The 20,321-nt window shown below is 63.2% G+C and carries 22 protein-coding genes; 8 read left to right on the plus strand and 14 right to left on the minus strand.

The features are described 5' to 3' along the window. Positions 1-50 precede the first annotated feature (50 nt). Genes ACK59L_RS07105 through ACK59L_RS07115 form a run of 3 tightly spaced genes read right to left on the minus strand, consistent with a single transcriptional unit; the run spans position 51 to position 1,864 of the window. Positions 51-572 (minus strand): DUF2937 family protein, encoded by a 522-nt coding sequence (locus ACK59L_RS07105; RefSeq protein ID WP_058604214.1) that lies wholly within the window; start codon positions 570-572, stop codon positions 51-53. 9 nt (positions 573-581) lie between these two features. Then, a complete protein-coding gene (locus ACK59L_RS07110) occupies positions 582-1,355 on the minus strand; it encodes a class II glutamine amidotransferase (RefSeq protein ID WP_023534887.1) in 774 nt (257 codons plus the stop codon). Positions 1,356-1,369: 14 nt separating this feature from the next. After that, complete coding sequence (locus ACK59L_RS07115; RefSeq protein WP_409272642.1) at positions 1,370-1,864, minus strand: MFS transporter; 495 nt, start codon at positions 1,862-1,864, stop codon at positions 1,370-1,372. Between the two features lie 127 nt (positions 1,865-1,991). On the opposite strand from ACK59L_RS07115, the gene ACK59L_RS07120 reads away from it, so the two are divergent. Continuing rightward, a complete protein-coding gene (locus ACK59L_RS07120; RefSeq protein WP_409272644.1) occupies positions 1,992-4,034 on the plus strand; it encodes a S9 family peptidase in 2,043 nt (680 codons plus the stop codon). Positions 4,035-4,128: 94 nt separating this feature from the next. On the opposite strand, the gene ACK59L_RS07125 is transcribed toward ACK59L_RS07120, so the two are convergent. Beyond that, positions 4,129-4,413, minus strand: coding sequence for a hypothetical protein (locus ACK59L_RS07125; RefSeq protein ID WP_409272646.1), 285 nt, complete (start codon positions 4,411-4,413; stop codon positions 4,129-4,131). Between the two features lie 132 nt (positions 4,414-4,545). Between ACK59L_RS07125 and ACK59L_RS07130 the strand changes: the two genes are divergently transcribed. The 3 genes from ACK59L_RS07130 to ACK59L_RS07140 all read left to right on the plus strand — a co-directional run bounded on the left by ACK59L_RS07130 (position 4,546) and on the right by ACK59L_RS07140 (position 5,898). Then, positions 4,546-4,914 (plus strand): YajD family HNH nuclease, encoded by a 369-nt coding sequence (locus tag ACK59L_RS07130; RefSeq protein ID WP_023534919.1) that lies wholly within the window; start codon positions 4,546-4,548, stop codon positions 4,912-4,914. Between the two features lie 67 nt (positions 4,915-4,981). After that, positions 4,982-5,452 carry an RNA methyltransferase gene (locus ACK59L_RS07135; protein WP_409272649.1) on the plus strand — a complete coding sequence of 157 codons (471 nt, stop codon included), beginning with the start codon at positions 4,982-4,984 and terminating at the stop codon, positions 5,450-5,452. A gap of 104 nt (positions 5,453-5,556) precedes the next feature. Continuing rightward, positions 5,557-5,898 carry a DUF2892 domain-containing protein gene (locus ACK59L_RS07140; protein WP_058638054.1) on the plus strand — a complete coding sequence of 114 codons (342 nt, stop codon included), beginning with the start codon at positions 5,557-5,559 and terminating at the stop codon, positions 5,896-5,898. 336 nt (positions 5,899-6,234) lie between these two features. Here the strand turns inward: ACK59L_RS07140 and ACK59L_RS07145 are convergent, their stop codons facing one another. From ACK59L_RS07145 to ACK59L_RS07170, 6 genes are all read right to left on the minus strand, one after another. Then, positions 6,235-7,452: a hypothetical protein gene (locus ACK59L_RS07145; protein ID WP_409272651.1), complete on the minus strand. Its 1,218-nt coding sequence runs from the start codon at positions 7,450-7,452 to the stop codon at positions 6,235-6,237. Between the two features lie 38 nt (positions 7,453-7,490). Further along, a complete protein-coding gene (locus tag ACK59L_RS07150; RefSeq protein WP_058604209.1) occupies positions 7,491-7,940 on the minus strand; it encodes a YcgN family cysteine cluster protein in 450 nt (149 codons plus the stop codon). A gap of 254 nt (positions 7,941-8,194) precedes the next feature. Beyond that, positions 8,195-9,127: a D-2-hydroxyacid dehydrogenase gene (locus ACK59L_RS07155; RefSeq protein WP_409272654.1), complete on the minus strand. Its 933-nt coding sequence runs from the start codon at positions 9,125-9,127 to the stop codon at positions 8,195-8,197. Between the two features lie 2 nt (positions 9,128-9,129). After that, a complete protein-coding gene (locus ACK59L_RS07160; RefSeq protein ID WP_023534892.1) occupies positions 9,130-9,423 on the minus strand; it encodes a YcgL domain-containing protein in 294 nt (97 codons plus the stop codon). Then, entirely contained in the window at positions 9,420-10,553 is a 1,134-nt protein-coding gene (gene rnd, locus ACK59L_RS07165; RefSeq protein ID WP_409272656.1) for a ribonuclease D, read from the minus strand. Before rnd ends, ACK59L_RS07160 begins: the two co-directional genes overlap by 4 nt. A gap of 189 nt (positions 10,554-10,742) precedes the next feature. Further along, a complete protein-coding gene (locus ACK59L_RS07170; protein WP_409272658.1) occupies positions 10,743-12,380 on the minus strand; it encodes a phosphoethanolamine transferase in 1,638 nt (545 codons plus the stop codon). Between the two features lie 250 nt (positions 12,381-12,630). Here ACK59L_RS07170 and ACK59L_RS07175 point away from each other — a divergent pair, with 250 nt between their 5' ends. Further along, on the plus strand, positions 12,631-12,864 hold the full coding sequence (locus tag ACK59L_RS07175) for a YdcH family protein (protein ID WP_058604205.1): 234 nt from the start codon (positions 12,631-12,633) through the stop codon (positions 12,862-12,864). Positions 12,865-12,951: 87 nt separating this feature from the next. Here ACK59L_RS07175 and ACK59L_RS07180 read toward each other — a convergent pair whose 3' ends face one another. Continuing rightward, positions 12,952-14,118 (minus strand): PLP-dependent aspartate aminotransferase family protein, encoded by a 1,167-nt coding sequence (locus ACK59L_RS07180; protein ID WP_196136968.1) that lies wholly within the window; start codon positions 14,116-14,118, stop codon positions 12,952-12,954. Positions 14,119-14,222: 104 nt separating this feature from the next. Between ACK59L_RS07180 and ACK59L_RS07185 the strand changes: the two genes are divergently transcribed. After that, positions 14,223-14,684 (plus strand): Lrp/AsnC family transcriptional regulator, encoded by a 462-nt coding sequence (locus tag ACK59L_RS07185; RefSeq protein WP_023534914.1) that lies wholly within the window; start codon positions 14,223-14,225, stop codon positions 14,682-14,684. Positions 14,685-14,723: 39 nt separating this feature from the next. Here the strand turns inward: ACK59L_RS07185 and ACK59L_RS07190 are convergent, their stop codons facing one another. After that, entirely contained in the window at positions 14,724-17,054 is a 2,331-nt protein-coding gene (locus ACK59L_RS07190; protein ID WP_409272661.1) for an FdhF/YdeP family oxidoreductase, read from the minus strand. A 226-nt stretch (positions 17,055-17,280) separates the two neighbouring features. Here ACK59L_RS07190 and moaA point away from each other — a divergent pair, with 226 nt between their 5' ends. Continuing rightward, positions 17,281-18,285 (plus strand): GTP 3',8-cyclase MoaA, encoded by a 1,005-nt coding sequence (gene moaA / locus ACK59L_RS07195; protein ID WP_144966847.1) that lies wholly within the window; start codon positions 17,281-17,283, stop codon positions 18,283-18,285. 20 nt (positions 18,286-18,305) lie between these two features. After that, on the plus strand, positions 18,306-19,205 hold the full coding sequence (locus ACK59L_RS07200; protein WP_409272663.1) for a bestrophin family protein: 900 nt from the start codon (positions 18,306-18,308) through the stop codon (positions 19,203-19,205). A gap of 74 nt (positions 19,206-19,279) precedes the next feature. Here ACK59L_RS07200 and ACK59L_RS07205 read toward each other — a convergent pair whose 3' ends face one another. Together ACK59L_RS07205 and ACK59L_RS07210 are read right to left on the minus strand one after the other, a co-directional pair. Then, positions 19,280-19,879, minus strand: coding sequence for an FMN-dependent NADH-azoreductase (locus ACK59L_RS07205; RefSeq protein ID WP_058604201.1), 600 nt, complete (start codon positions 19,877-19,879; stop codon positions 19,280-19,282). Positions 19,880-19,982: 103 nt separating this feature from the next. Then, positions 19,983-20,297 carry a 3-phosphoglycerate kinase gene (locus tag ACK59L_RS07210; RefSeq protein ID WP_409272665.1) on the minus strand — a complete coding sequence of 105 codons (315 nt, stop codon included), beginning with the start codon at positions 20,295-20,297 and terminating at the stop codon, positions 19,983-19,985. Between the last annotated feature and the right edge of the window lie 24 nt (positions 20,298-20,321).

Here is a 20,321-nt window from a genome sequence, read left to right on the forward strand (position 1 = left end):
CGGATGGGAGCGTAGCGCACTCCCGCTCAAGCAGGGTGTCAGGACTTCACCTAACGCCAACTCTCTTTCACCGCCCCACGTCGCCCACCCAGTATCAGCCGACCTATCCCCAACAACAGGCTTTCAACCACGAACGCCAGCACGAACCCGGCACCGACGCCCCAGCCGATGGCCTCAGGCGCCAGCAAAATCTGATAGCCGTAGCCGTTGAGCGTTTCTTCTCGCAGCCGCGGGTCGGCTTGCACCAGGACGTGCCAGGTACGCTGCGCCCATGAACCTTGCAGCGCTTGCCATTCGTCTTCAAGCAGCTGGTTGCGAATCATCAGGCTTTCGATGCTGTTGGCGTCACTGAGAAAGACCGGGTCGTCACTGCTGCGGTAGTGTCGCAACAAGGCTTGCAGATCGCCGTTGAAAAAGCGCTCGGCTGTCTGGCGGAAGCCGTCCAGCGCCTCGCGTGATTCAAACAGGTGCGCCTCCACGCGCTGGCTGTAATCCTTGACCAGCCCCGGGACCTGGATGCCGGCCAATAGCCCGAAGGTGAACAGCAGCAACCGCAGGTAACTTCTGAACATGCAGCATCCTTAGCTTTGTCCGTGCGCGGTGCACTCGCCGTGCCGCCACAGGGCCCACTGACCTGGCGCGTAGCGGTTCCAGGTTTCGTTCTCGGTCAAGGCCTCGGTGGCGATCACCGTGACCACGTCGTTGGGGGTGGTTTGGGTATGGAAATCGACGATCAGGTCGACATCCTTCAGCCGTGCCGCGCCAAACGGCGCGCGACGGGTAATGTGGACCAGTTTCGTCGAACAGAAGCAGAACAGCCAGTCACCATCGCTGAGCATGCAGTTGAACACGCCGCGGGCGCGATAACCGGCACAGGCTTCGACCAGCACCGGCAGTAACTGTTCCACCGGCACCGGCTCCGGGAAGGCGCCGCGGATGCGATTGAGCAGGTCACAGAAGGCCGCCTCGCTGTCGGTATCGCCAATAGGCTGGTAAAAGCTCGTGGAGCCGGTGAAGTCACCCAGCTGGCCGTTGTGGGCAAAGCACCAGTTGCGCCCCCACATCTCGCGCATGAAGGGGTGGGTGTTGGCCAGGCAGACCTTGCCCACATTGGCCTGACGGATGTGGCCGATCACTACTTCGCTCTTGATCGGGTAGCGCCTTACCAGGTTGGCCACCTCGGACTCGCTGCTGGCGGCCGGGTCCTGGAACAGGCGCAGGCCGCGCCCTTCGTAGAAGCCGATGCCCCAGCCGTCACGGTGCGGGCCGGTGCGACCGCCGCGCTGTATCAGGCCGGTGAAGCTGAAGACGATGTCGGTGGGGACGTTGGCACTCATGCCCAGCAGTTCGCACATGGCGGTGTCTCCGTTTACAGGCGGGGCTCGACCCGGCCGGCGCCAGCAGGCAGCACAGGCGGGTCGTCACGGTAACGATCGCTACGCTCGGCGGCCAAGGGCTCCCCCGGCGCCAGCGCCTGCGCTTCGGCGGCCTCGCGCTGGGCGGCGGCTTCGGCCCGCAGGCGGCGCTCGCGGGCGCGTTTCTCCAGCGGCCAACGCACTAGCACGAACAGGAAATACAGCACGAAGGCGATCATGCCGTACATGGCGAAGTCCGACACTGCGCGCCAGGCGTTGTTACCCACCTTGAAGGCGACGTCCAGCACCGTGATGGCAATGGCCGGAGCGAAGCTGTCCTTGACCGGGTCGACCACGGTCGGCGTAAACAGCAGCACCGCCAGCACGACGCACAGCGGTTCGCGCAGCCAGCGCCACATCCAGCCGGTGAGCTTGAAGCCCACCAGAAGGCAGCCCAGGGCGGCCACGGCGTAGAGGCCCCAGGCCAGGGTGTAGTCGTTCTCGATCATGGTAATCGTGCAAGCCAGGCAAAGAGGTGCCTATGATAAACACATTTCCTGGCGCACACAGTGTTTGCCTGTACCGGTGCGCCGCCGAAGCTGCCGGTAGCGCCCCTCAAGAACCGAGAGAAATTCGATGCCAAGCACCCACTTGCCGCCCCTGGCCAGAGCCGACGATGCGACCGACCCCTACGCGTGGTTGCAACAGCGTGACGATCCCCAGGTACTGGCTTACCTCGAAGCGGAAAATGCCTATCAGCAAGCCTGTCTGGCCGATCAGGCCCCCTTGCGCGAACAGTTGTTCGAGGAGATCAAAGGCCGCATCCAGGAAACCGATCTGTCCCTGCCATCGCCGTGGGGGCCCTACCTGTACTACACCCGCACCACCGCAGGCGACGAATACCCCCGCCATTACCGCTGCCCACGCCCTGCCGATGATTCCAACACGGTCGATGAAGGCCAGGAGCAACTGTTGCTCGACCCAAACGCCCTGGCAGGCGGCGGCTTTCTCTCGCTGGGGGCGTTCAACGTCAGTCCCGACCATCGCCTGTTGGCCTATAGCCTGGACACCAGCGGCGACGAAATCTACACCTTGTACGTCAAGGATCTGGCCACGGGCGCTGTAACGGCCCTGCCCTTCGACGACTGCGATGGCAGCCTGACCTGGGCCAATGACAGCCGCACGCTGTTCTTTGCCGAACTCGACGATACCCACCGCCCTTGGCGGCTGTACCGGCATACGTTGGGTCAGCACGGTGCCCAGCGGGTATTCGAGGAGCCCGATGGCCGGTTCTTCCTGCACTGTTACCGCACCAGCTCCGAACGCCAGTTGGTGCTGCTGCTCAACAGCAAGACCACCAGCGAAGCCTGGGTGCTGGACGCGGCCACGCCGCAAGCGCCGTTCACCTGCCTGGCACCGCGTGTGGAAGGCCATGAGTACTTCCCCGATCATGGCCTGCTCGATGGGCAGTGGCGGTGGTTCATCCGCACCAACCAGGACGGTATCAACTTCGCCCTGTATCACGCCCCGGTCGACCCCGTGCCAAGCCGTGCCCAGTGGCAACTGCTGGTCGCACATCGCGATGACATCATGCTCGAAGGACTGAGCCTCAATGCCAGCGCATTGACCCTGAGCCTGCGTGATGGCGGGTTGCCGATCATCGAAGTGCGCCCACAGGGTCTGTCGCCCTACCGGGTGGATTTACCCGACGCGGCCTACAGCCTGTACGTGCAGGACAGCCTGGAATTCGACAGCCCTCGGGTACGCTTGCGCTACGAAGCGCTGAACCGGCCGGCCCAGGTACGTCAGCTGGCGCTGGCCACTGGCGCGCAGGAGGTGCTCAAGCAGACGCCGGTGTTGGGGCCCTTTAATGCCGACGCCTATGTCAGCGAGCGCCTGTGGGCCACCGCGGCAGACGGTACCCAAGTGCCGATCAGCCTGGTGCGACGGCGCCAGGATGTGGGTCGCACCACACCGCTCTACCTATACGGGTACGGCGCCTATGGCGAGAGCCTGGACCCATGGTTCTCCCATGCGCGGCTGAGCCTGCTGGAACGTGGTGTAGCGTTTGCCATCGCCCATGTGCGCGGCGGTGGCGAGCTGGGCGAGGCCTGGTACCGTGCCGGCAAGCAGGAACACAAGCAAAATTCCTTCAGCGATTTCATCGCGTGCGCCGAACACCTGATCAACGCAGGCGTGACATCCTCTGCAACCCTGGCCATCAGTGGGGGCAGTGCCGGCGGGCTGCTGATCGGCGCCGTGTTGAACCTGCGTCCCGAGCTGTTTCGCTGCGCCATCGCCGAGGTGCCCTTCGTGGATGTGCTCAACACCATGCTCGACCCTGAGCTGCCGTTGACGGTGACCGAGTATGACGAATGGGGCAATCCCGCGGAGCCTGAGGTGTACGAGCGCATCAAGGCCTATGCGCCGTATGAGAACGTGAAAGCCCAGCCCTACCCGGCCATGCTGGTGGTGGCAGGCTACAACGACAGCCGGGTGCAGTACTGGGAAGCGGCCAAGTGGGTCGCCCGCCTGCGTACGCGCAAGACCGATGACAACCTGCTGCTGCTCAAGACCGAGATGGGTGCCGGGCATGGGGGTATGAGCGGGCGCTACCAGGGGTTGAAGGACGCGGCCTTGGAGTATGGGTTTGTGCTGGGTGAGCTGGGGGTTGTCTGAGGTGCCGGGCTGTTTTTTGCGCGCAGCGGCCCCAGCGATCTGGGTTCATGCATGACGGCAAGCCGCAAGGCGAGGTGTGGACAGCCGCCTTCGATCACTCCTGATCCCGCCCCGGCTTCTCTAGATCCTGCCGCAACCCTGGCAGTGGCTGGTCCTTGGGCGGGCCGGGCACTGGCATTGGCATTGGCGGTAGCAAGGGTGCCCCTTGGGAGGTGCCGGTGGCTTTGGGCGGGCTGCTTGGGGTGATCTGCGGATACGGCGTGGGTGTGGGTGTACCCGGCGCACCGGGTACAGGCGTGGTCAACCGCGGCGGCGTGCTGGCAGCGTGAGCCGCAGGCACGCCCGCCACCAAGACCACGGCGAGAATCGCAGCAAGCATCGGCAACCTCCTGTTCAGAATCTTCCTACAGGCTACGCCCATATGACATTTTTCGCCTGTGCGCCGATCATGCAGCCGCGCTAGACTCGACGGCATAACCGTCATTTGCCTGATCAGAACGAAGGAAACACCATGACCTCCTCTACTTCCGCCGCCACTGCGCGCCTGGACCGCATCCTCGCCGATGCCAAGCGCGACAAGGAAATGGGCTACCGCGACAAGGCCCTGAGGATGTACCCGCACGTGTGCGGGCGTTGTGCACGCGAGTTCGCCGGCAAGCGCCTGAGTGAGCTTACCGTGCACCACCGTGACCACAACCACGACAACAACCCCCAGGACGGCTCCAACTGGGAGCTGCTGTGCCTGTACTGCCATGACAACGAACACTCGCGCTACACCGATCAGCAATACTTCAGCGAAGGCTCCACCAGCACCCCAAGCATTGCCAAGGCCACCCACAACCCGTTCGCGGCACTGGCAGGCATGCTGAAGAAGGACTGACCAGCAGCCCCCCACCATGACCGGGCAACCCGTATAATCGCGTCTTTTTTGCGAAGGGCCCCGGTTCGTGGCTAACAAACGATACACTTGCATCGGCCTGTTCAACCCCAAGTCGGCCGAAAACGTAGGCTCGGTAATGCGTGCGGCTGGCTGCTACGGGGTCAACTCGGTGTTCTATACCGGCAAGCGCTACGAGCGCGCGCGGGACTTCGTGACCGACACCAAGCGCGTGCACTACGACATTCCACTGATCGGCATCGATGACCTGCAACGCATCATCCCGCTGGGCTGTACCCCGGTGGCCGTGGAACTGGTCGAAGGCGCCCGCCCCCTGCCCGACTACACCCACCCGGACCGCGCCATCTACATCTTCGGCCCCGAAGACGGCAGCCTCAGCCCTGAAGTGAGGGCCTGGTGCGAGGAAACCATCTACATTCCCACCACCGGCTGCATGAACCTGGCGGCCACGGTGAACGTGGTGCTGTACGACCGTCTGGCCAAGGGCCTGAATACCCGCTCGGGCCCAAAGTTCAAGTGATGCGTGCGCTGTCATGACCGCCAGGAGGTTCGCCCTCCACGTGGAGTGAACGTCGCCCCCCGCAGGCAGGTCAGCTGCTTACACATCACCAAGAGGGCTTACCAATGCTTGATAATCACTCTGATGCACCGTTGCAGGAAAAGAACGTCCATGGCATGGAACGCGCCACGTCGTTGGCCGGCGGTGCTTTGCTGGTGGGCAAAGGGCTGAGCCAGGGCGGTATCGTAGGGCTGTTCAAGATAGCCGTCGGTGGCCTGGCGCTGGTGCGCGGCTTCACTGGGCATTGCGCCACCAAGGCGTGGTTGCAGCACCACCGCGATCAGTACAACCAGCTGAAATCGGACCTCAAGCGTACTGGGGACGAGCTGACTGCACTGAAGGACAGTGCCAAAGCGGCCACCGAAGGCGTGACGGTGACCGGCAAGGATCCTGTCGCTGGAGTGTGATGCCCTGGACTGTATCCTGGTCTTGCCGTGGCGGCGTTGCGGCAAGGCGTACCCAGGACGTCCTGCGATATGGTTAATGTAGTCGTCACACGTTCGACTTGAGGACGGCCGGGGCGACGGATCTTCGCCGAGAGTCTGCGCCAGATTTTCAGGCGTTCAGCTTTGCAGCATCTATCACCGGGGCCGCTTCGCGCCCCATCGCGGCACGAGCACCGCTCCTGCAGGTTTACGCGGTTGATCCTGTAGGAGCGGTCCTCGTGCCGCGATGGGCCGCGCAGCAGACCCATAATCAAAAGTTGCGCAAAGCGTGGCTCCCACCGGGCATTGTGTAGCGCATCAATGCAGTACCTTGCTCTGCAACGCCTCCGACCGACGTCCGAGTACGTTTTCGCTGATCTGCACGAAGTCCTCGAGGCTGACGCTGGGCAGTCGCATGAGCCCGCGCGCCACGTCGTCGAGCGATTGCCGGGCCTGGGTATGAATGCGGATCTCCTTGTCCAGTGCCTGCAACAGCATTACCCCTCGCGCCACCTGGGCAGGCGTCGCCTGGTGCCCCTTGAGGTGCTTGACGCTTGCGCCCTGTTTGCTCAAGCGCGCCTGCCAGGCCTGATAACGATCATCACTCATGCCACCTGATCGGCGCAGCAGCTCGGTGGCGTAGTAGTCGGTCAAGCTCTCGATCAACCAGTCATTGCCCTCACGCCCACGCAGGTGAGTGAACAACTGGACCACTTCGCGCAGCAGCGGGCTGCTGCCGCTCTCGCTGACCATGGCCTGGCCACTGTGCAGGTAGAGCGAGCCGTGGGCTGCCATCGCCCCGCGCCACATGTGGTCGCGTGCGCCCACCACCAGCAGTTTGGGCGGGTTTCTCGGGAAGGTGGCCTGCAGTTGCGGCCAGATGTAGGTCAGCAAGGTCAGGTTGTCCAACCGGCGCATCCCTTCCCCAACCGGCGCCGCCACCGTCACGTCGGTTTCGCCCAAGCGCGCACGGCGGCTACCCAGGTTGCCAGCCAGCATCCAGCCCGTGGGGCGGTCGAACAGGCGCGAGACGTTGTCGATGCGGAACTTGTCCTTGCCAATACGTGGCCAGGCGGTCTCGACGCTTTTCCAGCCTTCGGGCAGGTCGAATGCCAGGCGGGCGACCAACTCGGTGCCGTCCTGCTGGTCCAGCCGTCCGGGTGGGACCAGTTGGTCGCCCATGAACAGTGCCCAGTGCGCTGTCATGCGGGTGTTGTACACCCCAGGCCCGTGGAGCTGGTTCAACTGCACGCGGTAGCTCAGGCTGGTCTTGCCGGGCGCTGGCTGCCATACCCCGCGCTGGCCGCGAAGCTGCCAGTGGCCATCTGCCTGGAAGCCGCTGTAGGCCCCCACCTTGCCCAGGTCGAAGTCCAAACTGCGCACAGCACTGCCATCGGCCAGCGTAAGGCGCACTTCGGCCTGCCCGGTCGCAGGCAACAGCCGAACCTGATAGTCAAGATCGACTTTCTTCGCCCAGGCCGGTGCCCCCGCCATCAACCCCAACACGGCCACCAGCACAGTCAAACGGCTACGCATACCGACACTCCTTGTTCACCAGCGGGTAAAGCGCCTGGTTAGCTGGCGCGAAAGATCAGGTGGTCTTCCCAGTCGTCCTCGTGCACGTCGCGCTCGCTGAGCATGCGCCCTGCCTGGGATATACGCTGCTCATGCACTTGCTGACGGTCACCGCATACCAGGTGGTGCCAGACCGGCAAGTCCTTGCCTTCGCTGACCAGGCGGTAACCGCAGGTCGCTGGCAACCAACGAAACTGGTCAGCCTTGCCCGGGGTGAGCTGAATGCAGTCGGGCACCTGGGCGAAGCGATTGGGATAGTCGCTGCACTGGCAAGTGTCGAGGTCCAGCAACTTGCAGGCGATGCGGGTGTAGTAGACGCTGTTGTCGTCCTCGTCCTCGAGCTTTTGCAAGCAGCACAGCCCGCAGCCGTCGCACAGCGACTCCCATTCCTGCGGGTTGAGTTGCTCTAGGGTCTTGCGCCGCCAGAACGGGGCGTTATCAGCGATCATGACGCGATTTCCTGCAAGGGATCAGCAGCGCGTGTCCGACATCGGGCCCGAGGCAGACAGCGCCTGAAACGGTTCGTTAAGGCGTGCAGCATGGAGCTGGTGGCCGTGGCGGCGCCAGTCTAGGGCCTGGCATGCAGCAATACCAGACCGCTTGTCAGCCATGGCCGAACTCAGGCCTATAGCAGGGCGATACGCCTGAAGGGCACCCCGAGGGCGCCACCTGCGGGCAATGCGCTCTGATACAGGCCGGTCGATCAATACCCGCGGTCGAAGTTCACCTCGCCACGCAGCGCCTGGTCGGCTTCGAACGCCTGCAGGTTGTCGAGGAACAACCGCACCATGGCCGCAGGCGTGGTGGGCGCTGCGCTGTGTCCGGTCAGCAACAGGCCCCAGGCGGTCCAGAATGGATGCTGCCTGGGCAGAGGTTCCTGGCGGCATACGTCGATCACCGCCCCGACCAGGTGCCCCTCCTTCAGCGCCTCCACCAGGTCGGCGTCGACGACGGCCACACCGCGCCCGGCATTGACGAACAACGCAGTGGGCTGGAAACGCCGGAACATCGCCGCGTCAAAGATATCGTGCGTGGCCGGCGTGTCGGGCAGCAGGTTCAGCACATAATCGACCTCGCCCACCAGGCGCGCGAGATCGTCCAGGGCTGCTACCTCGGCGAATGGCGGCTGTTCACGGGCCTGGCTGGCCACACCGTACAGCACCACCCCGAACGGGCGCAGGAACTCGGCCACGGCCTGGCCGATATCGCCGGTGCCGACGATCAATACCTTGCGGCCCTGCAGCGAGCAACCAGGGCGCTCATCCCAGCGCCGCTCCACCTGGCTGACCAGGCGCGACAGGACGTGCCGTTCATGGCCCAGCATGTAGGTGAGCATGTATTCGGCCATGACCTGGCCGAAAATGCCCACGGCGCGGGTCAGGCGATACGCGCGGGGCAGCCCCGTGGCCAGCAGGGGCGTGATGCCGGCCCAGGTCGACTGCATCCAGTGGGGGCGATGCCCCTGGCGCAACAAGCTGGCCAGCACGTCGGGCTGGCCGAGCCAGACTGGGCACTGCGGCGCCAGCCGGGCCAGTTGCGCGGAGTCGTCGCTGGTCAGGACTTCAAGGTGCGGTGCCGCCTGGTGCAACAGGTCGGCGTAGCGGGCGTGGTCATGCTCGGCAATCAGTACGCGCATGATCAGGCGGGATCGTTTCGGTGCAGCAACTCGTCGGGCAGGTGCTCGATGTACTCGTCATCCGGCGGCGGCATCTGCAGGTGATAACCCTGATTGTCGAGGTTCTCCAGCACCTTGGTGATGTCTTCGCGGGCCAGCTTGCGTTCGGGGCTGAGCACCAGGTCGAAGGCGTGCTGGGGCGTGCCGAAGAACGGCAGCAAGCCTTCGGGTACGCGTTGCAAGCCATCGGCCTTGAGCACATACAGGTACATTTCGTTCTTGCGGGGGCTCTTGTAGATCGAGCAGATGCGTTTCATTGAGGGTCTCCGGCACCGGCCAGGCTGTCCAGCAGTGCCTGGCCCATCCGCTCACGGCGCCAGCCGCGCAGCGAATCGGGCAAGGTGTAAGGGCCGTCGGGGTAACCGCTTTTAAGCAGGGCCTCGAGGGTTTTCTTGCGCAGCATCAGCTCGGGCGCGATGCCCAGTCGTTGCCCTTCGGCCTGACCGACAGCGCGCAGTTGCTTGAGAATGCCCGAGGCTTCGATCGGCAGCGGCTCAGGCAATGGCTCGGGCCATTGTTCGGCCGGAAGGCTAGCGGCGTGCTTGATCAGTTGCAGCAAGGTTTCGCCATCCTGGCGCAAGGTGCGCGGGTGCATGTCGTCGATGCGGGCCAAGGCCGCCAGGTTGGTCGGCTGGCTTTTGGCGATGGGCCACAGCGCATGCTCCTTGAGGATGCGGTTGCGCGGAACGTCACGCAGGCGGGCCTCGCGCTCGCGCCAGGCGCACAGGGCGCGCAGCACCGCCAACTGCTGGGGCGCCAGCTTCCACGCCAGCTTGACCTCACGGTACAGGCTGTCGGGCTGCACCTCGCGGCGCAACTGGGCCACCAGTTCAGCACCGTCTTCCAACACCCAGGCGTACTTGTCGTCGGACAGGCGCGCATGCAAGGCGCTGAACAGCTCGGCCAGGTGCACGGCGTCCTCGGCGGCATAGCTGACCTGGGTCTCGGACAGTGGGCGTTGCAACCAGTCGGAGCGGGTCTCGCCTTTGGGCAGGTCGATGCCCAGCACCTCCTGTACCAGCCGCGAATAGCCCATGGAGAAGCCAAGGTTGAGGTAGCCGGCAGCCAGCTGGGTGTCGAACAACGGCTGGGGCAGCTTGCCGGTCAGGCGCAGCAGCACCTCCAGGTCCTCGCTGCAGGCATGCAGCACCTTGACCACGTTACGGTCTTCGATCAGCTCGGCCAGCGGCTGCCAGTTGGCGATCAACAGCGGGTCGATCAGGAACGCGCACTTGCCATCGCCAATCTGGATCAGCCCTGCCTTGGGGTAGAAGGTATCGACGCGCATGAATTCGGTATCGACCGCGACAAACGGCAATTGGCGCCAGTCGCGGCAGTGTTCGGCCAGGCTCAGGTCGTCACGGATCCAGTGAATTTCGATGGCCACAAGGCTCTCCCACTAACATTGGCGCGCAGTATATACGGCGCGGGCACTGCTGGTGAAACCCGGGCCATCCTTGATGTCGATCAATGGTGCAATTTCATTGACTGTGCAACCAGGCCGGCGCCAAGCTCCAGACAATGTCCCCCCACTGCGCGTTGACGACGTTCGCCAGGCAAGCCCACCCTCGCCTGCTCAGCGCCTGGCGGTGAGCCAGGGCCGGCAGCTGGCGAACAGGTCCAGGGATCGCTCGTACACCTGGGTGTGAACCTGCAACAACCCCAGCATCGAGTGGAACAGGTTGTCCTGGGACAAAGGCGCATCGTTCAACTTGGCCAGGCAACCGGTATCGACACCGAAGTCCTGCTGATAGCTGTCGGAAAACCAGGCCAGCAGCGGTACATGCTTTTGCTGTTCCGGGGCGATGGCGTACGGCGTCCCGTGCAGGAACAGGTTGTACTCGCCCAGCGATTCGCCATGGTCGGACAGGTAGATCATGGCCGTATCGACCTTGTCCTGCCGGCTGCGCAGGGTGTCGATCAAGCTGGCCAGGACCCGGTCGGTGTAGGCCAGGGTATTGTCGTAGCCATTAGTGATCTGCTCCTGGCTGCACTGGTCCAGGGCATTGCTCTGGCACACCGGGGCAAAGCGCTGGTCGGCCTTGGGGTAGCGTTTGAAGTAATCGGGGCCGTGGCTGCCCATCTGGTGCAGCACCAGCACGGTGTCCTTGTCCAAGTGGTCGATCAGCTCGCCCAGGCCCTGCAGCAGGATTTCGTCGTGGCACTCGCCTTCGCCGCAGAACTGCGGGTCCTTGAGCTTGCTCATATTGATGAACTGCACGCGGTCGCAGGTGCCCTTGCACCCGGACTGATTGTCGCGCCACTGCACGTCCAGGCCCGCCCGCTTGAGAATATCGAGCAGCCCTTCGCGGTTCTTGGCGATGCGCGCATCGTAGGCTTTGCGGGGCATGCCGGAAAACATGCAGGGTACCGACACAGCCGTTTCAGTGCCGCAGGAATGAACGTCCGAGAACGCCAGCAACCCTTGCTCGGCGGCAAGCCTGGGGGTGGTATCGCGGTTGTAGCCCAGCACGCCGAAGTGATCGGCGCGCGCGCTTTCACCCACCACCAGCACCGTCAGGGACTTGCGCTGATGGTGCTGCCAGTCCGGGGTGCGGGCGGCATCTTCGCCATAGTGGGCAAAGGGGCGTGCACTGGTGACCACGCGCTCGCTCACGTACGCCATGGAGGCACCGACGATATTGCTGGGGGTCAGCATCAGGCGCAGTTCGTGGTGATTGCGAAACAGCGACGACAGACCCTGGTAATTGGCCAACCCCACCGAGCCCAGGCCTACCACACAGGCCGCCGTGACCACCAGCTTGCCGAACAGCTCGCGCTGCCACGGCCGATACACCACCGGCGCTCGCCACAGCAGTACCGAGGGCAATACCCCGAGGCCAAGCATGTACAAGCCGAACTTCAGCGACAGCAGGTCGCGCACTTCTGCCACGTTGGTTTCGGCGATGTTGGCGAACATGCCTGCATCGATCAGCACGCCATAGCGGTTCATGAAATACGCCACCGCCGCACCACTGACGAACAGCAGCACCAGCAAAGGCTTGAGCACATAGCGGAAGGCAATGAGGGTCAGGATGAGGTTGAAGGCGAACAACATCAGCACCGCAAATGCCAGGGTCAACCACAGGCCGGGCAAGCCGGGGGGCACTACCTGTTCCAGGTGCTCCCAAAGGAAGACATTCAAGCCGATCAACAGGTACAGGCTGGCCAGCAGCGTGACCCATTCGGTGCGCAGGGGTTTGATGTTGAGCATTCAGGTTCGCAACCAAGAGAAGTGACCACCAGCGCCGGATGGCACTGGGAGCAAGCTGGGCGAACTCTAGAAACCGAGCCATCAATTTTCTGTGAAAAATAACGTAACAATTTAGTGAAAGCGCTGATTTCGACGCCTACCCGTAAGTCGTTCAGCAGGGGTTCAGGATTCGCGGCCTCCCTCCCCGAGACAAACGCGGCTATCCTCAGAGGTCAGGACCTTAACCAATCCCCCTGACAGAGGTGAAGAAATGCCTGTTCCGCACGATCTGCTCGCTGACTTGCACGTTACCGCTGACGCATTCCAGGCACTCATTGACAAGGACCAGACGCTGCATGGCTTGCACAAGGAGTACAACGCCAAGGACAAGGAAGTGGTCGCTGCCGAGAAGAACGGCACCAACGACGAGGCCGTGACGCGCTTGCGCCGCGAGCGGCTGCTGATCAAGGACAAGATCGAGCGCATCATCCACCCGCCCAAATAATCACCGGCCTCTTTGCAAGCGCCAGCCCGTCATCGCTTCGCATGACGGGCTGGCGCTGAACCGCTCGCCGCTACAGCCCTGCCATCATTACCCGGCCAAAGCGCCCAGCGCCGTTTCCAGGTCATCGATCAGATCGGCGACCGCCTCGATACCCACCGACAGGCGCAACAGGTTCTCACTGATGCCCATTGCCCCTTTCTGCTCGGGGCTCATGGAGCAGTGGGACATGGTCCAGGAATGGTTGATCATGCTTTCGACCCCACCCAGCGAGTCGGCCAGCACGAAAATCTGCAGCGCTTCGACCAGCCGATTGAGCGCCGCCCGATCACCCTTGACCTTCATGGCAACCACCGCCCCGCCGCTGCGCATCTGACGCTTGCACAGTTCATGCTGCGGATGGCTTGGCAGCCCTGGGTAGTACACCTGCTCGACCTGCGGGTGGCCTTCGAGCCTGCGGGCCACTTCCAGCGCGTTGGCACACTGGCGCTCCATGCGCACGTCCAGGGTCTTGAGGCCGCGCAACGCCAGGTAGCAATCGAACGGCCCTTGCACCGCGCCGATGGCCATGCTGATGCGGCGCAGCTGTCGGTGCAGGTCTTCGCTGGCCGCCACCACCACCCCACCGGTGAGATCGGAATGGCCACCGATGTACTTGCTGGCCGAGTGCATGACCAGGTCCACGCCCAGGGTGATCGGGCGCTGGTTCCACGGTGAGCAGAAGGTATTGTCGATGCAGGTCAGGATGCCCCGGGTGCGGGCAAGGTCGCATACGGCCTTGATGTCGACCAGGTGCAGTAACGGGTTGGTCGGTGATTCGATCCAGATCAGCCGGGTTTCGGGCTTGATGGCAGCAGCCACGGCATCGAGGTCGTTGAGGTCGACGTACGTGGTGGTCAGGCCGGACGTGCGGCTGCGGTAGTCCTCCAGAATTCGGAAGGTGCCGCCGTATACACCGTTCATCACCACCACATGGGCGTCCTTGGGCAGCAGTTCGAGCACGGTGGCCGTGGCATTCACCCCTGACGCACAGGCCACCGCCCCTACGCCTTCCTCCAGGGCTGCAACACAGGTCTCGTAGGCGTGGCGGGTGGGGTTGCCTACACGGCTGTAGGAGTAGTCCGGCGTGTCGTCCAGGCCGCGTTTGATGAACGAACTGGCCGTGACGATGGCTGGAAAAATGGCATTATCGGCGACTTCGAACTGCTCGCCGGCATGAATGGTTCGGGTGGCGAAATGGCGCGGCTTGTCGGACATGGTCGGGCTCGTTGGCAGAGGTAAGGTTGCCACTATCGCACAACGCAAAAGCCCTGACCTTGGGGTACCCTGTGAAAACTTCTTCGCCACGGCCCACGCCCCCTATGGACAGCTTCGACCGACACATTCTGACCCTCTTGCAGCGCGATGCCGCGCTCTCGCTCAAGGCCTTGGCCGAGGCCGTCAACCTGTCCACCACCCCTTGCTGGAAGCGGGTCAAGCGCCTGGAAGACGAAGGCTATATCGTCGGTCGTGTGGCCCTGCTGGATCCTGGCCTGCTAGGGCTGGGCCTGACCGTGTTCGTGCAGGTCAAGACCCAGCGCCATGACAGTGCATGGCTGGAGCAGTTCGCCGCCACGGTCACGGCGTTCGAGGAGGTGATGGAGTGCTACCGCATGTCCGGCGACTGGGACTACATGCTGCGGGTGGTGGTGGGCGATATCGCGGCGTATGACCGGTTCTACAAGAAGCTGATTACCAGCACCGATGGGTTGTCCAACATTACCTCGAGCTTTGCCATGGAGCAGATGAAGTACACCACGGCCTTTCCAGTGAACCGCGGTTGACGCGGGTTTTGCACGGGCGGCCCTGTTGCACACTGAGGCTCAGTCGGTCGCCAGGGCCGCTGCAATGCGATTATCCGCCTTGGCCTTCTCGACCTTGATCGCCACGAACTTGGAGGTCGGGGTGTAGGTCCCTTCACCATAACTTTCCAGCGGCACCAGGGGGTTGGTTTCCGGGTAATAGGCGGCAGCCTGCCCCTGCGGCACGTCATAGGCCACCAGACGAAAACCCGACACCCGTCGCTCGACGCCGTCGTCCCACAGCGACACCAGGTCGACGTGTTCACCGGGCTCGAAGCCCATGCGCCGAATGTCGGCCTCGTTGACGAACACCACTTCGCGCAGCCCGAACACACCGCGGTAACGGTCATCCAGGCCATAGAGGGTGGTGTTGTACTGGTCATGGGAGCGCAGGGTTTGCAGGATCAGGTCCGGTTTGTCGCCACGGGCCAGCACCTGGGCGTTGACCAGTTCAGCGGGTAGCGCATTGGGGCTGAATTGCGCCTTGCCGGTAGCCGTGCGCCAGGTGCGGTCGGCAGCGTGGTTACCCAGGTGGAAGCCCCCGGGTTGCTGCAGGCGTTCGTTGAAATGTTCGAAGCCTGGAATCACGTCGGCAATCAGGCTGCGGATATGGGCGTAATCGGCCACGGCGTGCTCCCAATCGATGGGGTGCTTGCCCAGGGTGGCCTGGGCCATGCCGGCAATGATCCAGGGTTCGGAGCGCATGTGGGGCGAACGTGGCCGTAACTGGCCGTGGGAGATGTGCACCATGCTGAAGGTGTCTTCGACTGTTACACCTTGCGGCCCGCTGGCCTGCAGGTCGATTTCGGTGCGGCCCAGGCAGGGCAGGATCAAGGCATCGCTACCGGTCACCAGGTGCGAGCGGTTGAGTTTGGTGGAAATCTGCACGGTCAGTGCGCAGTTGCGCAGGGCGGCATGGGTGCGTGCGGTGTCTGGGGTGGCCTGGGCAAAATTGCCCCCAAGGCCGATGAACACCTTCGCCCGACCTTCTTCCATGGCCTTGATCGCCAGTACGGCGTTGTGCCCGTGGGTGCGCGGCACCTGGAACTCAAAGCGAGCTTGCAAGGCATCGAGCAAGGCGGTCTTGGGCTTCTCGTCGATGCCCATGGTCCGGTCACCCTGCACGTTGCTGTGCCCGCGCACCGGCGAGAGCCCCGCGCCGGGTTTGCCGACATTGCCACGCAGCAATTGCAGGTTGACGATTTCCTGGACGATGGCCACCGAATGACGATGCTGGGTAACGCCCATGGCCCAGCACATGATCACGCGTTCGGCCTTGCGGTACATGCGCGCGGCCTGTTCGATCTCGGCCTGGGTCAGCCCGGACTGCGCCACGAGGGCCGGCCAGGGTGTGGCATCCAAGGCCTGCAGGTAGGCCTCGATGCCGCTGGTGTGCTCGGCGATGAACGCATGATCGAACACCGCAGGTTCGCCCTTGGCCTTGGCTTCGCGTTCCCACTGCAGCAGGTACTTGGCGATGCCGCGCATGACCGCCATGTCCCCGCCCAGTGCCGGGCGGAAGTAGGCGGTATTGGTGGGCTCGGAGCCGTTGCTGAGCATCTCCAGGGGATGCTGCGGGTGCTGGAAGCGCTCAAGGCCCCGCTCCTTGAGGGGGTTGAAACACACCACCTGGGCACCGCGCTTCACGGCTTCGCGCAGCGGTTCGAGCATGCGCGGGTGGTTGGTGCCAGGGTTCTGGCCAATGACGAAGATGGCGTCGGCCAGCTCCAGGTCGTGAAAGACCACGGTGCCTTTGCCTACGCCCAGGGTCTGCGCCATCCCGACGCCGCTGGCCTCGTGACACATGTTCGAGCAGTCCGGGAAGTTGTTGGTGCCGTAGGCGCGCACGAACAACTGATAAAGGAAGGCCGCTTCGTTGCTGGCCCGGCCCGAGGTATAGAACTCGGCCTGATCGGGAGATTCCAGGGCGTGCAGGTGCTTGGCGATCAGCGCGAAGGCCTCTGCCCAGCTCGTCTCGACATAGTGGTCGGTGGCCGCGTCGTAGCGCATAGGATGAGTCAGGCGGCCCTGGAACTCGAGCCAGTAATCGGTCTGATCGGCCAGGGCACTGACGCTGTAGCGGGCAAAGAAGGCCGGATCGACCGAGCGCCCGGTGGCCTCCCAATTGACGGCCTTGGCGCCATTCTCGCAAAACTTGACCGTGTCGTTTTCCGGCGACTCGCCCCAGGCGCAACCGGGGCAGTCGAAGCCGCCATTCTGGTTGGTCTTGAGCATGGCGCGCAAATTCTTGAAGGCGTTGTCACTGCCCAGCCAGCTCTTGGTCACGCTCTTGAGCGCGCCCCAGCCGGCAGCGGCGCCTTTGTAGTCGCGGATGTGTGGGTCCTGGCTCATGGGTGAAATCCTCGCCCTGCTATGACTTTTGTCCAGCCTATGAAGCCTTGTGCAGAGCCGTCCAATCGAAAGATCCTACGAGGTGATAAGCGCCTTCGATGACCCCCGTAAACGCGGGGGCTGAGCAGTGATAGAGAGCATTTATCGGTCAGTCGGCCAAAGCCATTTGACGGCTCGGCCCGCCAGGCGCTAGCTTGGAGGCCATTCCCCTGATTCGAGCGCATACGTGGAACAGAGCAGCCGGGCACTGATCGACGGCTTCAACCGGAAAATCGACTACCTGCGGATGTCGGTCACAGACCGCTGCGACTTCCGTTGCGTGTACTGCATGGCCGAGGACATGCAGTTTCTGCCCCGCCAGCAGATCCTGAGCCTTGAAGAGCTGTTCCAGGTGGCCGAGCGTTTCGTGGCGCTGGGCACCCGCAAGATTCGCCTGACCGGGGGCGAGCCGCTGGTACGCCAAGGCATCGTCGACCTGTGCGGGCGCATCGCTGCCCTGCCAGGGCTGCGCGAGTTGTGCCTGACCAGCAACGGCTCGCAGTTGGGGCGCCTGGCGCAACCGCTCTTCGATGCGGGTGTGACGCGGCTGAACATCAGCCTCGACAGCCTGGATGCCGACCGTTTCAAGCAACTGACCCGTACCGGCGACCTGCACCAGGTAATCGCCGGCATCGACGCGGCACGTAAAGCCGGCTTTCGCCGTACCAAGCTCAACTGCGTGGTACTGAAGGGCCGCAATGACCATGAGCTGGTCGACCTGGTGCGCTTTGCGATCGATCGCGAACTGGACATCACCTTCATCGAGGAAATGCCGCTGGGGGAGATCAGCGAGCACGCCCGTGGAGAGTCGTTTTTCTCCAGCGACGAGGTCCGCGCGAGGCTGGCCGAGCAATTCAGCCTGATCGAGTCGACCGAGTCTTCCCAGGGCCCTGCGCGGTACTGGCGCCTGGCCGATGCCCCGCAAACCCGGGTGGGGTTCATTTCGCCCCACAGCCACAATTTCTGCGCCACCTGCAACCGCGTACGCCTCACCGTAGAGGGTCGCTTGTTGCTGTGCCTGGGCAATGAGCACTCGGTCGACCTCAAGCATGTGCTGCGGGCCCATCCCGGCAACGCTGAACGGCTGGAAAAAGCCATTCGCGACTCGTTACACCTCAAGCCATACCGCCATCACTTCGAGGTGGGCGGCGACGTTCAGATCCTGCGCTTCATGAACATGACCGGCGGCTGATCAGCCGTCTCTGGATTGCCATGATCGTTCATCCCACCCAGGGTGTGCTGCGAGTGCTGTTCACCCTCAAAGGGTCGATCATCAAGCAGATCGCCCTGCGCTGCCTGATGGTCACCTTGCTCGCGGCAGTCATCGTCCTGGTGGAACGGCATTACCCGGCATTCTTCTATCCGGTCAGCGCTACGCCGTTCACACTGCTCGGCTTGTCGCTGTCGATCTTCATGAGCTTTCGCAACAACGCGTGTTATGACCGTTGGTGGGAGGGGCGCAAGGCCTGGGGCCGGTTGATCGTCGAGATTCGGTCGTTCACTCGCGAAAGCGTGGTGATCGCCGATGCCGCGCTGCGCGCCGACATGCTGCGCAGCCTGTGCGGGTTCGCCCATGGGCTCAATGCCAGGCTGCGAGACGAGGACGACCTGGCCGCCGCGCGGCCCTGGCTGGGAAGTGCCGAAGCGATCAGCCCCCACAACGTGTGTAACGGCATCCTCTTGCACCTGGGCGAGCAGTGTTCGCGGCTGACCGAGCAGCAGGGCCTGTCCGAGTGGCGCTACAACCTCTTGGCGCAGCGGTTGGCGGGGCTTGGGGAGGTTCAGGCCACCTGCGAGCGGATCAAGGGGACACCGTTGCCCTTCCCCTATACCTTGCTGCTGCATCGCACCATCTACATCTTCTGCCTGTTGCTGCCTTTCGCCCTGGCCGAACCGCTAGGCTGGCTGGCGCCGCTGTTCACGACCATCGTTGGGTATACCTTCTTTGGGCTCGATGCCATTGGCAACGAGTTGGAAGACCCGTTCGGCCGCGACGAGAACGACCTGCCTACCGATGCCATGGTGCGAACGGTAGAGCGTGATGTATTGGCCGCCCTGGGGCAGACGCCGCTACCGCCAGCGCTGTTGCCGGTGGGGTATGTGTTGAGTTGAAGGCGCTGCGAAGCTCAAAGGAAGCGGTCACCCTCAATCGCTGAGACAGGTGCACGTGTTGAGATTCGCTGCAGTCAGGCTACCGAAGCCAGGCTTGCCTTGGCCTGGTTCAGGCCCTTTTCATGGAAATCTCCGCTCATGTTCAGGCCTTCGGCATGAATGAACGTCACGTCGTGAATGCCAATGAAGCCCAGCACCTGCCGCAGGTAGGGTTCCTGGTGGTCGCTGCCAGCCCCTGCATGGATGCCGCCGCGTGCGGTCAGTACAATGGCACGCTTGCCGTTCAACAGGCCCTGGGGGCCGGTGGGCGTGTATTTGAAGGTGATGCCGGCGCGCAGCACATGGTCCAGCCAGGCCTTGAGGGTACTTGGGATGGTGAAGTTGTACATGGGCGCTGCCAACACCAGCACATCGGCTGCCAGCAACTCGTCGGTCAGCACGTTGGAGCGGGCCAGGGCTTGGTGCTGGGCAGCACTGCGCTGGTCTTCAGGGTTCATCCAGCCGCCGAGCAGGTCGGCGTCCAGGTGCGGCACCGGGTTGGCCGCCACGTCACGCACCGTAATCTGGTCGGCCGGGTGGGCGGCGCGCCACTGCGCAGTGAAGTCCTGGGTCAGTTGGCGGGAAATCGAATCCTGCTGGCGTGCACTGCTTTCGACGATCAGAACATGGGACATGACGGCCTCCATCGGGCTGGGGTAGATGCGATGGAGGAAGGTTAACGCTTGACCTATCGATGAAAAAGCGTAAATAGTCGGTACGATTTATCGATTAATTAGTTTATTCAGCTGAGCAGCTTACGGTGATGCGCAGCTTGATGATCTGCCGGTTGAACTTGGCGGTAACATCGGCGCGCTTGCTGGCCGGTACATTTACCCGGCGCACCCGCGGGGCTTCAGGGCCGTTGCGAAAGGTCACCTTGCAGGCGGCGGGCACCTGGCCGTAGTTCTCGAGGGTAATCGCCCCCAGGTCATAGGCCGTGTCGTAGGCAGTGGCGTCTACCTTCACCCCGTCCATGTGTTTCTCCATGTCGATGGGATAGGCAAAAGCGGTCACCGGCAGGCATAGCAGCAATGCCGCACAATATTTCTTCATGGGGCGTTCTCCTTGTGTAGAGCG

The organism is Pseudomonas sp. KCJK9111 (assembly GCF_046231935.1).
Taxonomy (GTDB): domain Bacteria; phylum Pseudomonadota; class Gammaproteobacteria; order Pseudomonadales; family Pseudomonadaceae; genus Aquipseudomonas; species Aquipseudomonas parafulva_B.